At 48.3% G+C, this 20,004-nt stretch carries 15 protein-coding genes; 7 read left to right on the top strand and 8 right to left on the bottom strand.

The genetic code is table 11. The features are described 5' to 3' along the window. The first annotated feature begins 17 nt into the window (after positions 1-17). Positions 18-1,715 (top strand): hypothetical protein, encoded by a 1,698-nt coding sequence (locus tag LZG94_RS18765; protein WP_233793331.1) that lies wholly within the window; start codon positions 18-20, stop codon positions 1,713-1,715. A gap of 18 nt (positions 1,716-1,733) precedes the next feature. Here LZG94_RS18765 and LZG94_RS18760 read toward each other — a convergent pair whose 3' ends face one another. Next, positions 1,734-3,443 (bottom strand): alpha-amylase family protein, encoded by a 1,710-nt coding sequence (locus tag LZG94_RS18760; protein ID WP_233793330.1) that lies wholly within the window; start codon positions 3,441-3,443, stop codon positions 1,734-1,736. A 115-nt stretch (positions 3,444-3,558) separates the two neighbouring features. Continuing rightward, positions 3,559-4,938 carry a sulfatase-like hydrolase/transferase gene (locus LZG94_RS18755; RefSeq protein WP_233793329.1) on the bottom strand — a complete coding sequence of 460 codons (1,380 nt, stop codon included), beginning with the start codon at positions 4,936-4,938 and terminating at the stop codon, positions 3,559-3,561. Positions 4,939-5,185: 247 nt separating this feature from the next. On the opposite strand from LZG94_RS18755, the gene LZG94_RS18750 reads away from it, so the two are divergent. After that, complete coding sequence (locus tag LZG94_RS18750; protein ID WP_233793328.1) at positions 5,186-6,397, top strand: acyltransferase; 1,212 nt, start codon at positions 5,186-5,188, stop codon at positions 6,395-6,397. A gap of 33 nt (positions 6,398-6,430) precedes the next feature. On the opposite strand, the gene LZG94_RS18745 is transcribed toward LZG94_RS18750, so the two are convergent. Continuing rightward, the gene (locus LZG94_RS18745) at positions 6,431-7,363 is read right to left on the bottom strand and encodes a D-2-hydroxyacid dehydrogenase (protein WP_233793327.1); all 933 of its coding nucleotides are present in this window, start codon (positions 7,361-7,363) and stop codon (positions 6,431-6,433) included. A 211-nt stretch (positions 7,364-7,574) separates the two neighbouring features. Between LZG94_RS18745 and LZG94_RS18740 the strand changes: the two genes are divergently transcribed. After that, positions 7,575-8,129, top strand: a complete 555-nt coding sequence (locus tag LZG94_RS18740) for a hypothetical protein (protein ID WP_233793326.1) — start codon at positions 7,575-7,577, stop codon at positions 8,127-8,129. A gap of 37 nt (positions 8,130-8,166) precedes the next feature. Here LZG94_RS18740 and LZG94_RS18735 read toward each other — a convergent pair whose 3' ends face one another. The 5 genes from LZG94_RS18735 to LZG94_RS18715 form a co-directional block, all read right to left on the bottom strand. Next, entirely contained in the window at positions 8,167-9,291 is a 1,125-nt protein-coding gene (locus tag LZG94_RS18735) for a serine hydrolase (RefSeq protein WP_233793325.1), read from the bottom strand. Between the two features lie 114 nt (positions 9,292-9,405). Further along, complete coding sequence (locus LZG94_RS18730) at positions 9,406-9,783, bottom strand: hypothetical protein (RefSeq protein WP_233793324.1); 378 nt, start codon at positions 9,781-9,783, stop codon at positions 9,406-9,408. Positions 9,784-9,856: 73 nt separating this feature from the next. Continuing rightward, positions 9,857-10,225 carry a VOC family protein gene (locus tag LZG94_RS18725; RefSeq protein ID WP_233793323.1) on the bottom strand — a complete coding sequence of 123 codons (369 nt, stop codon included), beginning with the start codon at positions 10,223-10,225 and terminating at the stop codon, positions 9,857-9,859. Positions 10,226-10,296: 71 nt separating this feature from the next. Continuing rightward, entirely contained in the window at positions 10,297-11,118 is an 822-nt protein-coding gene (locus LZG94_RS18720; protein ID WP_233793322.1) for a helix-turn-helix domain-containing protein, read from the bottom strand. 81 nt (positions 11,119-11,199) lie between these two features. Beyond that, positions 11,200-12,087, bottom strand: a complete 888-nt coding sequence (locus LZG94_RS18715; RefSeq protein WP_233793321.1) for a sulfite exporter TauE/SafE family protein — start codon at positions 12,085-12,087, stop codon at positions 11,200-11,202. A gap of 168 nt (positions 12,088-12,255) precedes the next feature. Between LZG94_RS18715 and LZG94_RS18710 the strand changes: the two genes are divergently transcribed. The 4 genes from LZG94_RS18710 to LZG94_RS18695 all read left to right on the top strand — a co-directional run bounded on the left by LZG94_RS18710 (position 12,256) and on the right by LZG94_RS18695 (position 19,998). Beyond that, on the top strand, positions 12,256-15,471 hold the full coding sequence (locus LZG94_RS18710; protein ID WP_233793320.1) for a PAS domain-containing protein: 3,216 nt from the start codon (positions 12,256-12,258) through the stop codon (positions 15,469-15,471). A 153-nt stretch (positions 15,472-15,624) separates the two neighbouring features. Further along, entirely contained in the window at positions 15,625-16,050 is a 426-nt protein-coding gene (locus tag LZG94_RS18705; protein ID WP_233793319.1) for a hypothetical protein, read from the top strand. A 69-nt stretch (positions 16,051-16,119) separates the two neighbouring features. Then, positions 16,120-16,527 carry a hypothetical protein gene (locus LZG94_RS18700; protein ID WP_233793318.1) on the top strand — a complete coding sequence of 136 codons (408 nt, stop codon included), beginning with the start codon at positions 16,120-16,122 and terminating at the stop codon, positions 16,525-16,527. Between the two features lie 213 nt (positions 16,528-16,740). Further along, the gene (locus LZG94_RS18695) at positions 16,741-19,998 is read left to right on the top strand and encodes a SusC/RagA family TonB-linked outer membrane protein (protein ID WP_233793317.1); all 3,258 of its coding nucleotides are present in this window, start codon (positions 16,741-16,743) and stop codon (positions 19,996-19,998) included. Positions 19,999-20,004 lie beyond the last annotated feature (6 nt).

Here is a 20,004-nt window from a genome sequence, read left to right as displayed (position 1 = left end):
TAACGTAAAACCTCAATATGCCACGATTGCTCTCAGGCCTTCTGATCTGCCTGATCATTATGTTTTTTTGTGTATACAATTTCTATTTCTCCGTCAACTTTCCGTTTCAGGACGATTTTCTGATCATCCAATTTATTGAAGCCGCCTCCAATGCCGGATTTGAGTTCTCGGCAGTTGTGCAGGAAATGTTTCGGACGTTCAACGATCACAAGGCGGTTACTGTCCGGCTGCTCGCGCTGATCGAATATGCGATTACCGGGCACCAGAATTTCCGGTTCTACATTCTGCTCGTTTCCATCAACATTACTTATATATTCTACTTTTTATATCTGCAATTCCGGAAATCCGGTCTGCCGCTCTATTATTTCCTCCCGGCGCCATTCCTGTTTTTTACGCCGATTTATCACGAAGTGTCCGGCTGGGCGCTTAATGGTATGCAGCATTCATTTCTGACCGTATTTACAGTAACCGCCATTTTGCTGGCTTCCCGCCGGACTACCGGTGCGTTTTGGCTGGCTATGGTTTTTTGCTTTTTAGCGACGTTTACACATGGTAACGGCGTTATTTCCTTCCCCGCCATTGTATTCTTTTTTCTTTGTTTTAAAGATTTCAAAAGGGCGATACTTGCCTGCGTTTCCATGGTTGCCTGTCTGGCGATCTACCTGATCGGCTATGAAGCGGGACAAGCGGGACAGCTACCTACCAGTCTGCTAAGTATGCTTTCGTCGCTCTTCGGCTTCATCGGTTCAAGTATGTCACTGTGGCCAAATCCCCAACTTTGGTCGGCGCTTTGGGGATTGTTTATTGTTGGTTTTATGCTGATCCTGACGATCCGCGTGGCCTCGATCTACTTCAACAAACCGGCCCACATTAAACCCGGGACCGTTGAACTGCTCACACTTTTCGGATTCATTTTCATCACCAGTACTGTGATCGCGCTTTTCAGATCATGGGCGGGCACTACGATAGCCAGTCGGTTTCAGTTGTACGCAGCTTTATCGACGGTGATCTGCTATATCCTGTTGCTGGATTATACTTCGCTGTTTAGAAAAAAGCAGGTTTTAATAGCGATAACCGCGCTCAGTATAATTTATTGGGGCTATGCGCATTATGCATTAACAGGGATGGTCGCTGCAAAGAAAACCACGTATCTGGCCGATGTTTTCAACTGGCAAAACAATAGAAATTTGTTTTCGGTCGAAAAAACGATTGTCCGAAATGCAGACTTTTACCTTACTCCCGGCTATGAAAAGGGTTTTTTCAAACTTCCCGAGCCTGTCGCCGACAAAACTGAAATAGATTCGCTATTTGCCGCCAGCCCAAATCCCCCGGCAAGTGACAGCGTTTACCTGGAAGACTGGCACGTGACAAGAATGGTGCAGAACGGGGTCGAAAATCTGAACCACACTTTTGTAACAAGCGACAAGATGCCCCTCAAAAAACCCTTTTTAAGTGATCGTTTTTTAGTGTTAAAAGATCTGAAAACCGGTGAAGTACATTTACTTAATGCGAATCCGAAAATCGAAGGCCGCCGCAACTTTCTGCTTTCAGGAAATTACTACAAAAACGGATTTCAAACCTTCCTGAGAAAAGACGACCTGGCATTCGGCTCCTACCAAATGGCCGTCCTCGACGTCAGCTTCCACGGAGAAAAAAGTTTCTACCTGCTTAATCGGGGGCTGAATGTGGATGCGGAGGGGTTTTCGTTGGAGTGAGAAACGCGTTTTTCCCTGCTAATCCTTCACAACCCTAAACCATTTGTACCCATAACCCGGCATATTTACAGTATGCTTTCCTGCGTTTGGCTTCTGGTCATTTTTGTTGATCAGATCCATTAGCAATGCATTCCCGTTCATAGTAAACTCCGAGCGCTGCGGCTTGTCGCTGAAATTGTGGAGGATTACCAACGTTTCGCCTGCAAGCTCGTATTGAATACCGAAAATGAAAGGCGAACCGGCTTCTATGAGCTTATAATTGCCCAGCCCGATCTCAGGGCAGGATTTTCTCAGCCGGATCAGATCTGTGGTCCAGCTGAGCAGCGAAGTGGAATCGCGCCTTTGCTGTGCTACATTTACTTTTTTATAGCTGTGCTCCCCAAAATCAATAACCGGACGGAATGCGGTGTCAGCTGTGGTAAACCCCGCATTTTTCGAATCGTCCCACTGCATGGGGGTTCTCACGGAAATCCTTTCTCTTAAACGCAGGTCGTCACCCATCCCGAGTTCGTCGCCATATCGGATCACCGGTGTTCCGGGCAGCGAGAATAACAAACTGTAAGCCAGCTCCATATGTTTACGGTTATTGCCCATCATAGTCGCCAGCCGCCGGCGGATACCGCGCTCGTAAATCTGCATGCTGGTATCCGGCCCGAACTTGTCGTACACTTCCTGCCGCTGCTTGTCCGTCAACCTGCCCAGGTCTATTTCATCGTGATTTCTAAGAAAATGGGCCCACTGAGATGCCTCCGGAATGCGCTGCGTTTCGCGGATCGCCTTTTTGAAAGGATCAAGTTTGCCGGTTGCGAGGGCATAGAATAAATGCTGATTTGCGAAAAAATTGAACATCATCTGAATCCCATCCCCATTCCCTCCAAAATAATTTTCATTCTCCTCAGGTGTCACATTTGCTTCACCTAAAATCGCAGCATCCGCCTTTCTCGACCGCGCAAACTGGCGGATATCCGTCAGGAATTTATAGTCCAGCTTCGGCTTTTCCGTTCCGGTTTTTGGTATTTCAATGATAAATGGGACGGCATCGAGACGGAATCCCGAAATTCCCTGGTTTAGCCAGAAGCCGATAATCCGCTGACATTCCTGTACAACCGCAGGATTTGTGAAGTTCAGATCTGGCTGAAAATCGTAGAAACGATGGTAGTAATATTCTCCCGAGAGCGAATCCAGTTTCCAGACGCCACTCTGAAAGCCTGGAAATACCATTCCCTCGTCGTGATTCTTAGGCAGTTTCTCAGACCAGATATACCAGTCGCGGTACTTGGAATTTTTGCTCCCACGTGCATTCTTAAACCACGGATGCTCATCGGAAGTATGGTTGATCACCAGATCCATGATCACGCGTATCCCCCTTTTTTCTGTCTGGTAAATGAACTCGGCGAAGTCGCCGCCCGTGCCAAGTTTTTCGTCAATTGTATAATAATCAGCGACATCGTATCCGTCGTCTTTCCCGGGAGTGGGCTGAAAAGGCGCCAGCCATATTGCGTCGACGCCCAGCGAACTCAGGTAATCCAGCTTTTGTATCAACCCCTGAAAATCACCCCGCCCGTCACCGTCGCTATCCTTGAAAACCCCGACTTCCAGGTTATATATGATGCTGTTTTTGTACCAGTAATTGTTTTTTAGATCAACCGTCGCCAGCCGATCCTGCCCGTCGCAAATTCGAGGTAAAATTAAAATCGCTAATAGTAAAGTGCTGAATACGTGCTTCATCTGGCTTTTTGTTAGTGGTCGCGTTTTGTCGGTATAATAGACGTAATTGATTTTTCTTTAAAAATCACCCGCAACTGCACTAAATATCATGCCGGACAAGCATCCGTTTCTACCGCTACGCCCCCAGCCGCGGCAGAGACTTCCACCATGTTAGCAACTTTTTGCTTAATTCTTCTTTTTTCCTGACTTGATCCGCGGCTAGATTCTGGGTTTCGGCGGGGTCTTTGAGGATATTGTAAAGTTCTGCATTGCTGCCGTCGTGGTTCATGAGCAGCTTCCATTCGCCGGAGCGGATCGCAAGTTGAGGGCTTTTGTGGGGAGGCTTTGGGTAAGCATAGGCGATCGTGTTGCGGCCGTATTCCCAGTACATTTCTTTTTTACGTAAAGAAGATTTCCCCAAAAGAACCGCCGACCTGTCGAGCCCATCGCTTTCGTAAGTGGCTGGTAACGAAATGCCTGCGAGCTTAGTTAGTGTGGGCAGCAGATCGGTTGCGTGCAGTTCGGAACGCTCGTCGGTTTGGCCTGCGGCAATATGTCCGGGCCAGGTTACGATAAAAGGCATCCGGATTCCGCCTTCGTAGAGCGAAAGTTTCGAACCTCTGAACTTGCCGCTGCGGCTTCCACCGAATGTAGGCAATGCACCATTGTCACTCGTAAAAATAATGATCGTATTCTCAAAAAGTCCGCGCTCCTTTAAGCCGTCGATCAGTCGGCCGATCTGAATATCATATTCAATCAGGACCCGCTTGAATGCGGCTTCCTCCTGTGGCTTTAACGGTGTTTCGCCGGCTTCGAGCCTGGGTACCCAGGGTGTATGCACCTCGTCGGGCCAGAGGTTTACAAAGCAGGGCTGGTCTTTGTGTCGGCCCATGAAATCAAGCGTTTTATCAACGAAGTAAGCCGTCCGGTCCCACCTTTTGACGCTATCCTTGTCAGACCAGATCCAGTTGGTGGCGGTCAGCGCCGGGTCGGGTTCGGGGCTTTCATAGGTACTTGCGTGCTCATCGAAACCATATTGATCAAATTTCGGAGCGTCGGTCACATCCCGGCCGCCGCCCATGTGCCACTTACCGAAATGCCCGGTGGCATAGCCCGCATTTTTGAAAAAACGTCCCATTGAAGGCGCTTCCGGCGTCAGGAAGTCAATCTGCTCGGCGTCCTTATTGTGGCTTTTCTTATCCAGATAGGTCGCAAAATTCCATTTTCCCGGCTGCATTCCAGTGAGGATACTGGCGCGGGAAGGAGAACAGATCGGGGCACCGCAATAATACTGTGTCAGCTTCAATCCACTGGCAGCGAGCCGGTCGATATTCGGAGTAGGAACGAGCCGGCCTCCAAATGCGCCCACATCCCCTACTCCCATATCGTCAGTCAGAATGATGATCACATTGGGCCTGGCTTTCGCGATCCCTTGCCTGCCCTGGGCTGATACCTGCAAACAAATGAATAGCAGCCAGATTACAGCGGAAAACTTGCACAAAATGATCCCTTTCATGGGGTAACAGCGTTTTATTTGACGAAAGTATCAAAGCTGATAAATGATTACCGAAAAGTCAATTAGTAACTGCAATTCTACCTGGTGTGACATGCTCCGTCTTTACCGTTAAATCAATCGAAACCGCTATACGATCATCCTACGGCCACTTCCTTAGACAATATACGTATCTCGCAAAATACCCAGGCAGCAGGATCTAGCCGCGAAGTGTCTGTGTAAGAAAGTTTTAAATAACACTCCCCCACAGATGATTGAAAATGTAAGCGAATTACAGAGGGAAACCTTTGTTAAAGTCGAGCGTATTTTCGGCCTCGACCTCATGCGTAGCTGTTCCATAATTATGGTTTTCCTCGCACATTCCACCCCGCTCAATCCGGTTGACAAGCTATTCCCGTTCGGGTGGCTGGGAGTTGGGGTCGAAGCATTTTTCGTATTGAGCGGTTTCCTGATCGGCCGCATTATTTTGCGCACTGTGCTCACGCCGGGAATTACCTGGAAAGCAGTACGTATCTTCTGGGTAAATCGCTGGCTGCGAACACTTCCCGCCTATTTTTTCGCATTTCTCGTTTGCTATCAGTTCTCGGGTGCGATGCATAATAGCATTTACTATCTGTTTTTTGCCCAAAATATAATTACCCCGATGCCCGGCTTTTTCCCGCATTCATGGAGCCTGGCCGTGGAGGAATGGTTTTACCTGCTGTTCCCGATGCTCCTGCTTGCGATCGCGGCTGTAACCGGCAGGGTGCAAAACCGGTACCGTATATACTTGGCCGGTGTCATTATTTTCCTGGTTTGCGGACTTGGATTTAAGGTTTTGTACCACTGGATGTATCAGCAAAATCTGTTCGCTTATCTGGTCGATCAAAAGATCCTTTTTCCCAGCTGGAACATATTCGCGCCTCCTATCGGCGACTGGGATAGTATGCGAAAAATAGTCATGTTCCGGCTCGACGCCATTGCCTGCGGCTGTCTGGTTGCCTATCTAATGGAGAAACGCAAGATTTCAAGCCGGGTGAGTATGTGGCTGCTTGTTACCGGATTTGTCGGTGTTTTGATCGGCTTTCAGATCGTAAAACATACGGTAGCTGGCGGGAAAGCTAACATTTTTGTAGACGTTTTGCTTCTGCCCCTGTTTTGCTGCGGGTTTGCAATGATGCTTCCCTACGCCTCCTCATGTCCCCGTCCGGGCAAGCTCACTACCAGCGTGATCACGCAGATCAGTCAAACTTCCTATTCATTTTATTTAATGCACATACTGATCATCGAGCAGGTTACAGAATGGTACCACAGCAATCTCGCCACCCCGTTTGCTCCTAAGTGGCTGGTTTTCCTCGGTACTTATCTATTCACCTATCTGGTCGCGTACCTGATGTTCCGGCTAATCGAGTTACCATTTATGAACCTCCGCAAAAGGCTTTTTGTCCCCGCAATTGATGCAGACAAGTCTTACAGTAAGTGATTGGATCGTGTTTTCTATTAAAAAAGCACGTTTTCAATAGCCTTCCGACAATTTAACTTCATCTTTTAACTTAGCCCCTTTTAAAAACTCCTTCACGTTTTCGACAAATTTTTTCACTTTATCGCGGTCACGTTCCCTGTGGGCCGCGCCGGTGTGTTGGGTCAGGATCACATTTTCCATTTTCCACAACTTTCTGTTCTTCGGCAGCGGCTCATTTTCGGTCACGTCCAGCACCGCACCCGCCAGTTTTCCGCTTTCCAGTGCCTGGATCAGCGCCGCTTCGTCAGTGGTATTTCCCCGACCTACGTTGGCATAGAGCGAACCTTCTTTCATTGCCTCAAAGAATTCGGCGGAAACGTATTTATCGAGGTTACCGGGCAGGGTGTTCACTACAAGATCAGTTTCCGGCAATTCTTTCAATAAATCTTCAAAGGAGTGAATGTCTGCTTCCGGGTCGCTCTTGGCGGTCATTTTTATGCTGCAACCAAATGCCTTCAATATCTTTTCTACGTGCTCACCAATGGCGCCGGAACCCAGGATGATCACGTTTTTCTCACCTAAAACCGAAAGTTCCTGCTCCGCTTTCTCCCCTACCCAGCGCTGTTCCAACTGGTTCCTCACCATTAAGTGTACGCCCCGATAAAATCCCAGAATTCCTGCCACGATCGTTTCAGCACAGGCAGCGGCCGACATATCCCCGACATTTGCCACAGTCCCATTGAATTTCACATCTTTATAATGTTCAAAACCCACCTGTTCCAGCTGCCAGAATTTAAGAGAAGCAGGTACGGTTTCCAGCATTTCCACCGGCAGGTTACCGATCACGATTTCTGAGGATTCCAGTTCGCTTTTTAATTCGGCCTGCGACAGATCGGCTTTGAATATACATTCCGCATCCTTTGGTAACTGCTTCGCCAGCTCTTCCAGGTACCGGGGCTGCAAATCGGCATATATTAATATTTTCATAAATCTGTATTTAAATCTGAATCGGCTAATGCTTCACTGATGCTAAGCCCGACTACACTGCGGTTCCGGAAGATTAAAATACCGTTCCATGAATACAAAATCTTTCAAAATATCGGACTCACACTGCAACTATGTTGCAATAAGATTTATATTTGCAACACAATTGCATATATCAGTCTAAGTTATTTTATCACTTATTGAATCAATATCCATGAAGCTTAACCGAAAATTATCCTTCTGCGCACTGTTCGGCCTTGCTGCGTTGTTTACCCAATGCAAAGATTCCGGCGAGGAGATCACGCCCGACGACGAGAATGAACTGATCACATCCGTGACACTTAACTTCAAGGAGGCTGGCACCGGAACTGTAAGTTCATTCAGTTTCAAGGACGCAGACGGTGACGGCGGCAATGCGCCGACAAGATTTGACACGATCAGCCTGAAAGCGAACGCGGAATATGCGCTGACAATCGAGTTTATGGACGAAAGCAAATCGCCGGCAGATAATATTACCGAAGAAATTGCCAAAGAGTCGGACGAACATTTGATCGTTTTCACACCTTCGCCCGCGTCTCTGCTCACCTACACCTACGGAGATAAAGACGATAAAAATTTCCCGATCGGTCTGACAGGTACTGCCAAGGCGGGTGCTGCGGGTGCAGGGACACTGAAAGTACAGCTACGTCACCAGCCAGGCGACAAAAACGGAACACCGGCACCGGGAAGCGACGATGCGAATCTTGAATTTGTTTTGCAGGTGAAATAAATAAAGGAGGAACGGAGGAAGGAGGAAGGGAGGAAGGTTAGAGGTTTTCTCTTACTAGTTTGCGGAAAGCTAGATTGGGTTGGATGGTGGTGTCGAAACCAGCTTGTGTAAATAGCAGCCCGAAGTAATTTTTTTCCCGGTTGATCCACGCATGCACGCCGCGGGCGCTCAGTACTGCTACTTCTTTTGCAGTGTTGTTCTGGAACTCGGAACGCCACAGCCCGAGGCCGTATGTTGGGTCAACCCGGTTGGAATTATCCGCTTCCATGGTTTCGACGGAAGCGACGCTCAGTACACGCACTCCATTATACGTCCCTTTATTATATATCATGGTCAAAAAGCGCAGGTACTCGTTCATGGAGCACATAATACCATAACCCGTCGCTGGGTTTGCAGGATGATCCGGACTGTAAACCACATCCTCCATTCCGCATTTCGAACCGATCCGCTCCTGAAAGATCGTCGCCCAGGATTTCTTTTCAACGATTTCCGCAATCCTGGAAGCTACTCCGTAAGAGACACTTCCATACAATGCGCCTTTACCGGGCACGAACTGCAGTTGCGTCCGTAGGGCAATGCTGTCGATATTCTGTTGGAGCGTGAGATCGCTGCGCGAGTCAAACCGCGATTCGTAGACCAGCCCCGAAGTGTGCGCCAGCAGCTGCCGGATCGTGATTTCCTTTTTTTCGTTATTAAATGAGGGAATGTATTTGCTCACTTTATCATCGAGTGCAAGCTTTCCGGCTTCCACCAGCGTCATGATCACGGCGGCGGTCACGGGCTTGGAGGCGGACATGATCGGTAACCGGGAGTCGGTGTTATATTCTCCCTGCCGGTAACAAAATAGCGTCGAGTCGCCCCGGCCGATGTAAGCCATTACACTGTTGCCATAGTTGGCGATATTGCTTTTTAGGTAGTAGTAAAAAGTGATCTTGTTCCTGACACTGGTGACGACCGGGATATTCATCGGCCCGTTTTTATCAAAAACAACATACCTGAGATCAGCTTCGCCGGCAGCGACGGTGCTATCCTTGCAAGCCTTGCAAACCGTATCTATCGGGTTCAGCGGATCCTGTTCCAGTTCGTGCGGTATGGGCGAATTCTTTTGTCCATCGCAGGAAACGGCCATAACAGCCAGCATAAACAGGATCAGGTGTTTCATAAAGGGGTATTAAATCACAAATACTAATTCTTCGAATTGTACATTTCACATCGATACCAAAGATATTAAATTTAGCTAAACTACCGGAGCGGATCCGGGCAGCAGATCTAAATTTCACTTGCCGCTCACCTTGAAAATGTGGCAGGCGTCGGCCCCGATCGTATACTCTTCCTGTACAACAATTGCACTGCCCCTTTTCCCGACAAACTTGAAAACTTCCTGTCTGTTTGCTAACAATTTTTGATAAGAATCGTCCAGAACCCAGTACCATCGCGATTCCGGCACGAATTCAGACCTGGCACGCAGCGTATCCGAGGTGGCCAGGCGGACTGTGTAAAACTCAGTCAGTGGCTCGCCCGATACTTCCAAACCGACAGACCTGAACTCTTCCGTGCAATTGATATCTCCCGGATCCCTATCCATTTTACACGCATTCAGTGCCAAAATGGTCAGCAGACCAATGAGTAGCGGCAGTTTTTGAACTTTCATCATGATGTACCGGAGTTGTTTGCAGGAAGACGTTCACACCTGCCGATTGGTTTGAACAGTCAAAAAATTAATGTTTTTAACCCTGCGAATAAAGCCCTAGCCGGTTTCCCTCGGTGTCAATGAACGTTCCGTAAAATCCCATTTCTGGACTTATTTCCGTCTTTGGTATCACAACCTTTCCATTGCTGGCCACGACCCTATCCATTATATCCTGCAAGTCGCTTCCGCCATTGAGGTAAATGACCGCTCCGTCCGGAGATGGTTTGTAATCAGCCCCGGCGATCACCGAGCCGGAGACATTACTGCCGTCGCCGGGAAACAATCCCATTTTGATTCCCTCCATATCGACCTCCTCGATCTCTATGTTGAGAATAGCCTTGTAAAACGAAACCGCCCTCTGGAAGTCAGACGCAGGGATTTCAAACATTGAAATGAAATTTTCCATTGTTAGATGCATTTAGTTACGTCTGCAAGGTAGAATTCCGCAAATGCTGAAAATTGTAAAATTGCGTCACCCTATTCCTTTTGATAAAATGCAGTGGACAGTACCAGCGCATTGTCTTTCAGAAACTTGTTGGGATTGGTACCGGTAAACTCTCGGAAGTCTTTGATAAAATGCGCCTGGTCGTAATACTCATTTTCAATCGCCAGACTGGTCAGACTGCTATCGCCATTACTAAGCAGCATTTGAAGGGTAGTCTGTAACCGGACGATCCTGGCTAGTTGCTTCGGACTTAAACCGACCAACTTCGAGAACCTGCGTTCAAGTTGTCGCCTTTTCAAAATATTTTCCTGCAATATTCCGCCAACGGGTACGCGGCCTTTCGAAGCAAGGATCAGGTCGACAGTTGATCGGAGAATGCGGTCAATGTGTTTTGCATCCCTTAATTTTTGCGCTAAAAAGGTCTGTACAATCTGAATCCGTTCTTCTGTATTTGCCGCGTTCACGACCAGCTTTTTGAGATTCGCCGTATCTTCTTCACCAAAAACGGCTGACAAATCCGTTTCTGTGTTTTCCAGATCCGGCATGGATAAAGTGGTAAAGGGAATAAAGCCGCCGGGGAAAAACCGGACTGCGAAAGTGTCGACGGCGCCGGTCGGCTCAATGCAAAGCGGCTCGGTAAGCTGCCCTAAAATCATTGCACGGGGCTGAATAATGTGGTCGGTTTCGTTAATATACCGTCTCACATCGTCGCCGAGCATGAAGATCATTTCCACGCAGCCGTCGGGAACGATGCGTTGCTTTTGCGGATCTGGACCCGCCGGAACCCGCAAGGTCCAGAAGCATTTTACGAAATCACTTAATTCTTGATCAGGCTGGTAGGTTTCGTATTCCATGCAAATAGCTGCTGCGGTTGAGATAACAATGCAAGCCGCAATATATGGAATTCACGAAAAGTTATCCGGTTTAAAACACGATCAGATGAACCCAAATCCCTGCAATACAGTCCTTAAACTTAATCCGATCACCAATATCCCTACTGAAAGCATTAACACGCGGCTGTTGATCCGGCCGACCAGGAGTGCACCGAAAGGCGCGGCGATCACACCGCCCAATATCAACCCAAGCACAACCTGCCAGCTGTCGATACCATTGAATATCAGGAATGTAATACCGCTTGAAAACGTGATCACAAATTCAGCCGCATTCACAGAACCGATCGTGTACCGTGGATCTCTTCCCTGCCCCAACAGCGTTGAAGTCACAATTGGCCCCCAGCCTCCGCCCCCGATCGAGTCGAGAAACCCGCCGGTAGCAGCGAGCACGCCAATCCTTTTTGTTTTGTTTTTAACCAGCCTCTTCCGGATCGCTTTCCTGATAATAATAACCCCCAGGATAAGCATATAGATCGCAATATATGGTTTGACCGCATTGCCATCGATTACGTCAGAAAGTAAATAAGCACCCGTTACCGCACCAAGTACACCGGGAATCAGCAGGCTTCTGAAAAGCTTTTTGTTGATATTCTTAAATCTCAGGTGTGAAATCGCCGAGGCTCCGGTTGTGAACATTTCGGCAACGTGAACACTGGTGCTGCTGATAGCGGGTGACACGCCCATGCTAAGCAGGAATGAAGTAGAAGTAACTCCATAAGCCATTCCCAATGCACCGTCGACCAGCTGAGCGGCCAGGCCCACGAGAAAATAAAGCATGAATTTGCTGTCAAGAAAACTCCTTACCTGCTCGGCTTCAACTGAAATAGTACCATTTAAAAGCAGGAAACCGACTGATATAACCACTAAACCTGCCGGCACCAGATACCATAATTTCGAAACGGGCTTTAACGAAAGGACCTTTGAAAACATATGCTTTGTCTGAGAATTGAGAAGCACAAAAATAGAAAAAGAATTTAATCTACTAATTAAATAGAGTAAATAGTTTGAATTAAAAGAGCCGCTGAGCCGCATAAAGGACACGGTTGTCTGGCACAGTGTTTGTGCTTGGGGTTTCAGTTGCTTTAAAAAAAGATATACATGCCAGGCGCACCAGAGCCATTTAATACCAGTAACCCTTTGGAAACCGAACGTCTAGCGCTGGCCCTTGAAATGGCCGGAATAGGGACCTGGGAATTTAGTGCACATTCCAATGAAATACGTTTGTGTACCCGCTCCAAGAATCTGCTTGATTTTGCAGGAAACGATATCGTTGACTTCAATTCCCTCATTGGTTTAATATATCCCGAGGACCGCGCTATGTTCGAAAGCGAAGTTTCCCGCGCATTGGAACAAACTCCGCCCGAACCTTTTTCGGTAGAATTTCGCTCGGCAGGTATTCCGGGCGGGCAATCGCGCTGGATACTTTGTAAAGGGCAATCACACCAGGAACCTGATAGTGAGAAGATTCGCGTATTGGGGACTTTTATAGATATTACGAAAGAAGTACAGGGCCGCGGCACGTTGAAAGACGCCAGAAGCTTTCAGACCATTGTCGAACAAGCACCTATGGCCATTGGATTGCTCACCGGGCCGGATCTGATCATTGAGCTTGGCAATGATAAACTGTTCGAAGTTTGGGGAAAGGAAGCTTCCATTACCGGCTTGAAACTGATGGACGCATTGCCGGAAATTCAGAACCAGGGTTTTAACAATATATTAAACGAGGTATACCTCACCGGAAAACCGTTTATCGGAAGTGGCGCCCTGGCCCAATTGTACCGGAACGGGAGGCTCGAAGACGCGTATTTCGACTTTGTATATTCCCCGATGCAGAGCGAAGACGGCAGCATCAGTGGAATTATGGTGATGGCGAACGAGGTGACCCACCAGCACCGGATGTTAAAGGAGCTGGAAGCCAACGAAGCAAAGTTTAAGGCGCTCATCGATCAGGCCCCGGTTGCAACCTGCCTGTTTGTGGGGAAAGAAATGGTGATCGAACTGGCCAACCAGCCTATGATCGATTACTGGGGCAAAGACAAATCTGTGATTGGCAAACCACTGGCAGAAGCACTCCCGGAACTTGAGGGACAGCCTTTTCTGGATATTCTGAATGAAATCCTGGTGACGGGAATCGCTTATAGTTCTAAAAATGCAGCCGTAGATATTGAGGTCGACGGGAAGCTGAGTACCTACTATTTCAATTTCACCTACAAACCCATATTCGACGGCTCGGGCAATATCTACGGGATCATCAATATGTCCATAGACGTTACCGCACAGGTGAAGGCACAGAAGGCACTTGAAGAAAGCGAATCCAAGCTGAGAACTGTTATTGCCTCGGCTCCGGCGGCGATCGGTTTATTTGTTGGCCGCGATCTGGTCGTGGAACTGCCCAACCAGGCATTTATTGATATCGTTGGAAAAGGCCCGGATATAGAGGGTCTCCCGCTTCGTGAGGTGATGCCCGAGCTGGACAGCCAGCCATTTTTACAGATCCTCGACGACGTTTATACAACCGGCGTCACTTATCAGAGTTACGGCGCGCAGGTCAATATCGTGCAGAATGGCGTTATGACTTACAATTTTTACGACATTACCTACTCTCCGGTATATGATAATGACGGAAAAGTATATGCTATTCTTGACATTGCTATTGACGTAACGGAGCGGGTCAATGTAGAGCGCCAGGTCGCAGAAAGCCAGTTGCAGCTGCTCGCATTGTTTGAACAGTCGCCGGTAGGTATTGCGATGATCCACAAGGATAACCTGACTTTCACGATGGCTAATCCGTTCTATGGCAAACTGGTAGGCCGCAAGCCCGAAGAGATCATTGGCAAGCCGCTCTTAGAAGCACTTCCGGAAATTGACGGTCAAGGTTTTGACAAGCTTTTGCAGCATGTGATCGACACAGGTATCCCCTATTTTTCCAGAGAGCAGGCAGTCGAAATCATGTACGACGGCGTTCTTGAAACGATCTATGTCGATATGGCTTACCAGCCGCAGCGCAATCTGCAGGATCAGATTACCGGCGTTTTTGTGGTGGCGACGGATTTGACCGAGCAGGTGGTAAACAGGAAAAAGATCCAGGAAACCGGGACTTTTCTGCGCGGGGCGATCGAGCTTGCCGAACTGGGAACATTCTCCATTGATCTTCGAACCGGTACAATGGATTTCTCTGACCGGTTTAAAATGTGGTTTGGTTTGAAAAATGAATACTCTATTACGTTTGAGATGGTTTATGCGGCCATCAGCGAGGCCGACCAGCCAGAAGTACTAGCCGCGGTAAACAGGGCAATTGCTCCCGGGTCCGACGGTTTGTATGATATGGAATATACCCTGGATCCTGAAAAGACCGGAGCCGAAAGAATATTGCACGCGCAAGGCAAAGTCCTCTACAATCAGGCCGGCGAGCCGATCACGATGATAGGTACTGCACAGGATGTGACCGACCAGCGCAAGATCAAGCTTTCCCTTGAACTGCAAGTTCGGCAGCGCACCGAGGAGCTGGAATCAATCAATGAAGAACTGGCCGCGATCAATGAAGAATATGTGGCGACCAACGAAGAACTCGCGGACTCTAATAATATGCTGCAGCAATCGAATATCAACCTGCAACAGTTTGCTTACGTCGCTTCTCACGATCTGCAGGAGCCGCTCCGGAAGATCCAGTCGTTTTCAGATCTGCTGATCAAACGTTATGGTGAAAATCTGGGCGACGGGACCACTTACCTGAACCGGATGCAGGCAGCGGCAAAACGCATGTCTGAACTGATCGACGACTTGCTCGCCTTCTCGCGCGTGACTTCACAAAAGGAAATGAACAGGTCCGTTTCACTCAATTTGGTGCTGGACGTGATCGTGAATGATCTTGAACTGGCCATCGCCGAATCTTCGGCAGTGATCACCATAAATGCCCTGCCGTCGCTCAAAGGCGATCAGACCCAGCTGGGTCAACTATTCCTGAATTTGCTTAGCAATGCACTGAAATTCCGCAAGCCAGGTGTGAGTCCGGTGATCAATATCACCAGTCACACCATTTCAGGTGCGGATTTGCCACGGTCGGTAAACGTCACGCGAACTACCAGCGCTTATTACAGGATAGATGTAACAGATAACGGAATCGGATTCGATCAGCAATATGCCGACAAGATATTTCAACTGTTTCAGCGCCTCCACGGCCGGAGCCAATACTCGGGCACGGGTATCGGGCTGGCGATCTGTGAGCGGGTTGCGGCAAATCACGGAGGCGCCATTACGGTGGTGAGCGAGCCGGGCGTGGGTACTACATTCAGCGTGTTCCTGCCAGTAACATAGTGTCAATGGGATGATTAGCCTGGAAATCGCTTCACAGTTCACCGCGCTTTCTGATCACATCAGAACGTAGAAAGTGCAGTTTATCCGTCAAGACTTTCGGGAATGGCAGTGCGACAATATTTTTGACGCACAAAACAAAACATCATTCCAGCTATGAAAAATTTATCCAACCTCAAAAGTCTCGCAGTATTGCTACTGCTCGGTATTTCAATCGTTTCGTGCAAGAAAGACAAAGTTGAACCCGCGCCGGACCTGGCAACCAGGCTGTCGGGCATTTACGTTTTTTCCGAACTCGCATTTGACGGTAAGGTAATACCGGCGGATAAAAGCAATCTGAAAGGCGATATCCGGATCACTAAAAAAACGGAAACGACGGTGGATGCCGAACTTGATATTCAAACCAGGGACGACGAAGAATTTATGGTGTACGACGTGAGTGATATCAAGCTGGTGGAAAATGGGAGCACAGTGGAACTGGTTTACGAAGGAGAAACAGTAGCCAAGATCACCGGTAAGAAGCTCGTGGTCAATGCGACCGACGATACCGGCACCGATTTCACGCTTACTGCCACACGCTAGGCAGGAAATTTCGTTTCGGAATGGACGTGTTGTCTTAACTTTACGGCAACACGAACCATTTCACAGATCTTGAAAAATAAAAAAATCATATTCCTCGTCCTCATCGTTCTCACGCTCGGCTTTATTATCTACGACTCTACTTCCATACCTGGGGTAGATGATCTGGAAGGTAATTTCAAAGAAGTAGCCGTTTACCGAAACGAAAATAACACCGGCCCGATCCAGCGTATCTACGCGGTGACAACCGAAAGCCGGGCGTGGGACGAGATGGAAAAATACGGGGAGCTGATGCCGTACACCAAATATGGTACGACAACTGTTTATTTCTTTGATGCGTCAAAACCTGCACCCGGCAAGTTGGTTCCGGGAGAGCCTAATTTTGATGTTGCATTCAATGCCAATTGTCTTGCTATGTATTCCAAAGACCAGAATGGCGTAGTTTCTTTTAAAAAATCTCCATTTTCCGCACCTCTGTGATATCTCTCGCGCTGATGTAGGGAATGATATCATTTACAGCTGATTAGGCATTATTTATAGCATTAATATTGCTATACCAATATACTCATCGGCTTCTATCCACTGACATATTCCAGGCTGACTGGTCAATAAGGGTGATTTTAAACAAGTATTCTGCCTATCCTTCAAGGCTTTAATAGTTGTTTATTTCCAAACCCTAAAACCAAGCCTATTATGCGAATTATACGTGGTTGTTTACTGACCCTGTTCGGACTGGCATTTTTTGCTATTTCGGTGCAGGCGCAGTCCCGGCAGGTAGCCGGTAAGGTGCTCGACGAGGCCAATGCGGCTGTTCCGGGCGCGAGCGTTTTAATTAAAGGTACCACTACGGGTACGAACACGGACGCCGACGGAAAGTTCTCGATCGGCCTTCCCGAAGGAGATCAAAAGCTCACCGTTTCTTCGATCGGGTTCCAGACTATCGACGTGAATGTGCCGCGCTCGATGACGGAAATCACAGTGAAACTTTCGGCCGATGTGAAAAGTCTGGGCGAAGTGGTGGTAACCGCGCTCGGTGTGCAGCAAAACACACGGAATGTGGGTTATGCGATCCAACAGATCGGCGGAGGGAGTATTCAGGAAGCACGTGAAGTGAACTACATCAACTCGTTACAGGGAAAACTCGCAGGCGTCCAGATCGGTGGTAACAGTGGCTCTATGGGCGGATCTTCCCGGGTTACGATCCGGGGTTTGAAATCCATTTCGGGTAATAATAACGCATTGTTTATCGTCGACGGTGTGCCGATGGCGAATATGAATATGAATGCATCCAGCGTAACCGGCGGCCAGGGAACAGGCGGCGGCGGCTTTGATTACGGAAATCCGGCACAGCTGATCAACCCGAATGATGTGGAGAATATCTCCGTTTTGAAAGGAGCTGCGGCGACGGCACTTTATGGTAGCCGCGGGCAGAATGGGGTGATTTATATTACTACCAAAACAGGCAAGGGATCGGGTAACCTTTCTCTGAATTATGACCTTAATGTGCAGCTGGACCAGGTTTCTTACCTGCCTAAATTCCAGAACGTATATGGCGGGGGCGGCAGCTCAAATTTCACCAAATTGTATGTGAAAGATAATCCGAGCGGCTTCCTGCCGGGCGGAGGTACTTATGATGATAATGATGGAAAAGGCAAATACGACCTCATTCCCGACTACGGAACCGACGAATCGTGGGGGCCGAAAATGGACGGGACGCTCGTGCGCCACTATTGGTCGTGGGACCAGGACCGGAACAATCCGAATTTTGGAAAAACTGCTCCATGGAGCCCACAGCCCGATAATGCAAAGGATTTCTTCAAAACGGGGGTTACGTTTTCCAACAACCTGTCGGTGGCTAGCAGCAGCGACAAAGGTTCTATCCGTTTTTCCGTCGGACAAACGAAACAGAACTTTATCTACCCGGGCAGCGAGCTGAAACGCTTTTTTATCAGCTTGAATACCACCTATAAGTTTACGGACAAATTCACTTTCAGCGGCGGGATCAACTACGTGAACGACCATTCGAAAGGCAGGCCGGGAACTGGCTTTATGGGCAATAACCCGATGCTTTTCTATGTGATGTATGGCCAGCGGCAAATTGACAATAACTACCTCGAAGATTACAAATATGCCGACGGGACCGAGCAATCGTGGAACCGGACTGCGTGGAATATCCAGAAACCAGCGTTCAGCCAGAATCCTTATTGGAACCAGTATGAAAACTACAATACGGACAGAAATAACCGCTATTTCGGCAATGCAGGGTTAACTTATAAATTCACCGACTGGCTTTCGGCCGACGTGCGTGTATTTTCCGATTACTTCGATCACATGGACGAAGTGCGGAGTGCGAAAGGATTTTTTGTGGGTAGCTACGCAAAAAGGCAGCTTCGGAACAACGAGAACAATTACCAGGCTACTTTGAATGTCAATAAAAACCTGAGCGACAAATTCAGTCTGGAAGCTGTGGCGGGGAGTAATATCCTGAGTATCAAATCAAGTGTGGAATCCGGCACGACCAACGGCGGGCTGCAAACCCCGCTTGTGTATGTGCTGCAAAACTCAGTGACGCCGGCTACGGTTTCTACCACTTACGGAAACAAACAGATCAACTCGCTCTTCGGATCGGTTACATTGGGTTATAACAAATACCTGTACCTGACCGCCACAGGCCGTAATGACTGGGCTTCGACTTTGAAACAAACGGGTAACTATTCCTATTTCTATCCGTCGATCGCAGGTTCGTTCGTATTCTCTGACGTGATCCAGAAAACTTCCTGGCTGACGCTTGGAAAAGCGCGGTTATCTTATGCACGTGTTGGAAATGATGCTGATCCTTATTCAGTATCAAGGTATTACGATATCGTGACGCAGTTTGGCACATTCCCGCTGCAAAGTACGCCGGACAGATTACACAATGCCCGCCTGAAACCGGAACTTTCGGCAGAAGTGGAAGGTGGTGTTGATCTCAAATTCTTCAATGAAATACTGGGCGTAAACTTCACTTACTACGATCGTCGCACCGAAAACCAGATCTGGAACGTACAGATCCCGGCGGAGAGCGGATTTTCTACCAAGATCGTAAATGGCGGAACGGTGCAGAACAAGGGTATCGAACTCTCGGTGAATATCATGCCGATTATGACCAAGAATTTCAGCTGGAGAGCGTCCCTTAATTTTTCCAAAAACAAAAACCGGGTACTTAACCTGAACAGCTCGGATGAAAGCATTCAGGGAATCGAGCGATTTGTAATTGGGACAGAACGCCGCACAAACCGCGTTTCGATGGTGGCGCAAAAGGGAAAATCGCTTGGTACGATGCTCGGAACAGATTATGTGTACGATGCCCGAGGCAACAAGATCGTAGGCGCCAACGGAACGTATGCAGTTACGCCTACACCGGTGATCATCGGCGACGCTAACCCTGATTTTATTGGTGGGTTGAACAACACATTCAGCTACAAAAGTCTTTATCTGGCGGCGCTTGTCGATTTTCAAAAAGGCGGTGATTTCTTCTCTTATACCAATTTGTATGGAAACAAATCGGGGATGTTTGAAGAAACTGCGCTGCCTGGAATTCGTGAAAACGGACTGGTTAATCCGGGCGTGAAAGAAGACGGCAGCCCGAACGATATTGTAGTAGCGGCACGAACGCACTTCAATTCCGACGGCGGTAACCGGATCAGCAAAGCGAATCTGTACGACGGCAGCTTCATTTACCTGCGCGAGGTTAGACTTGGCTGGCAACTACCGGATGCATTGGCGAAAAAGATCAAAATGCAAGCATTGCGCTTTACCCTTACCGGTCGCAATTTGTGGTTGATCAAAAGCAATGCACCCAATGTGGACCCGGCGAATATCACCAACTCGATCGGTAACCAGATCGGCTTTGAAGGCGGCGCATTACCTCCGGTACGCAGCTACGGGGCGAACCTGAACTTTACATTCTGACCGGTT

Origin of the sequence: Dyadobacter sp. CY343, from assembly GCF_021390335.1 — a bacterium.
Lineage (GTDB): Bacteria > Bacteroidota > Bacteroidia > Cytophagales > Spirosomataceae > Dyadobacter.
The sequence above is the reverse complement of the archived record's forward strand: the minus strand, read 5'-3'. Positions and strand labels throughout refer to the sequence as shown.

Bases quoted from the DNA above. Each gene is read 5' to 3' on its own strand.
- LZG94_RS18740 (WP_233793326.1), top strand. From the start codon at position 7,575: ATGAAGCTTAACCGAAAATTATCCTTCTGCGCACTGTTCGGCCTTGCT.
- LZG94_RS18705 (WP_233793319.1), top strand. From the start codon at position 15,625: ATGAAAAATTTATCCAACCTCAAAAGTCTCGCAGTATTGCTACTGCTC.
- LZG94_RS18760 (WP_233793330.1), bottom strand. From the start codon at position 3,443: ATGAAGCACGTATTCAGCACTTTACTATTAGCGATTTTAATTTTACCT.
- LZG94_RS18730 (WP_233793324.1), bottom strand. From the start codon at position 9,783: ATGATGAAAGTTCAAAAACTGCCGCTACTCATTGGTCTGCTGACCATT.
- LZG94_RS18720 (WP_233793322.1), bottom strand. From the start codon at position 11,118: ATGGAATACGAAACCTACCAGCCTGATCAAGAATTAAGTGATTTCGTA.
- LZG94_RS18695 (WP_233793317.1), top strand. From the start codon at position 16,741: ATGCGAATTATACGTGGTTGTTTACTGACCCTGTTCGGACTGGCATTT.
- LZG94_RS18735 (WP_233793325.1), bottom strand. From the start codon at position 9,291: ATGAAACACCTGATCCTGTTTATGCTGGCTGTTATGGCCGTTTCCTGC.
- LZG94_RS18765 (WP_233793331.1), top strand. From the start codon at position 18: ATGCCACGATTGCTCTCAGGCCTTCTGATCTGCCTGATCATTATGTTT.
- LZG94_RS18725 (WP_233793323.1), bottom strand. From the start codon at position 10,225: ATGGAAAATTTCATTTCAATGTTTGAAATCCCTGCGTCTGACTTCCAG.
- LZG94_RS18715 (WP_233793321.1), bottom strand. From the start codon at position 12,087: ATGTTTTCAAAGGTCCTTTCGTTAAAGCCCGTTTCGAAATTATGGTAT.
- LZG94_RS18745 (WP_233793327.1), bottom strand. From the start codon at position 7,363: ATGAAAATATTAATATATGCCGATTTGCAGCCCCGGTACCTGGAAGAG.
- LZG94_RS18710 (WP_233793320.1), top strand. From the start codon at position 12,256: ATGCCAGGCGCACCAGAGCCATTTAATACCAGTAACCCTTTGGAAACC.
- LZG94_RS18755 (WP_233793329.1), bottom strand. From the start codon at position 4,938: ATGAAAGGGATCATTTTGTGCAAGTTTTCCGCTGTAATCTGGCTGCTA.
- LZG94_RS18750 (WP_233793328.1), top strand. From the start codon at position 5,186: ATGATTGAAAATGTAAGCGAATTACAGAGGGAAACCTTTGTTAAAGTC.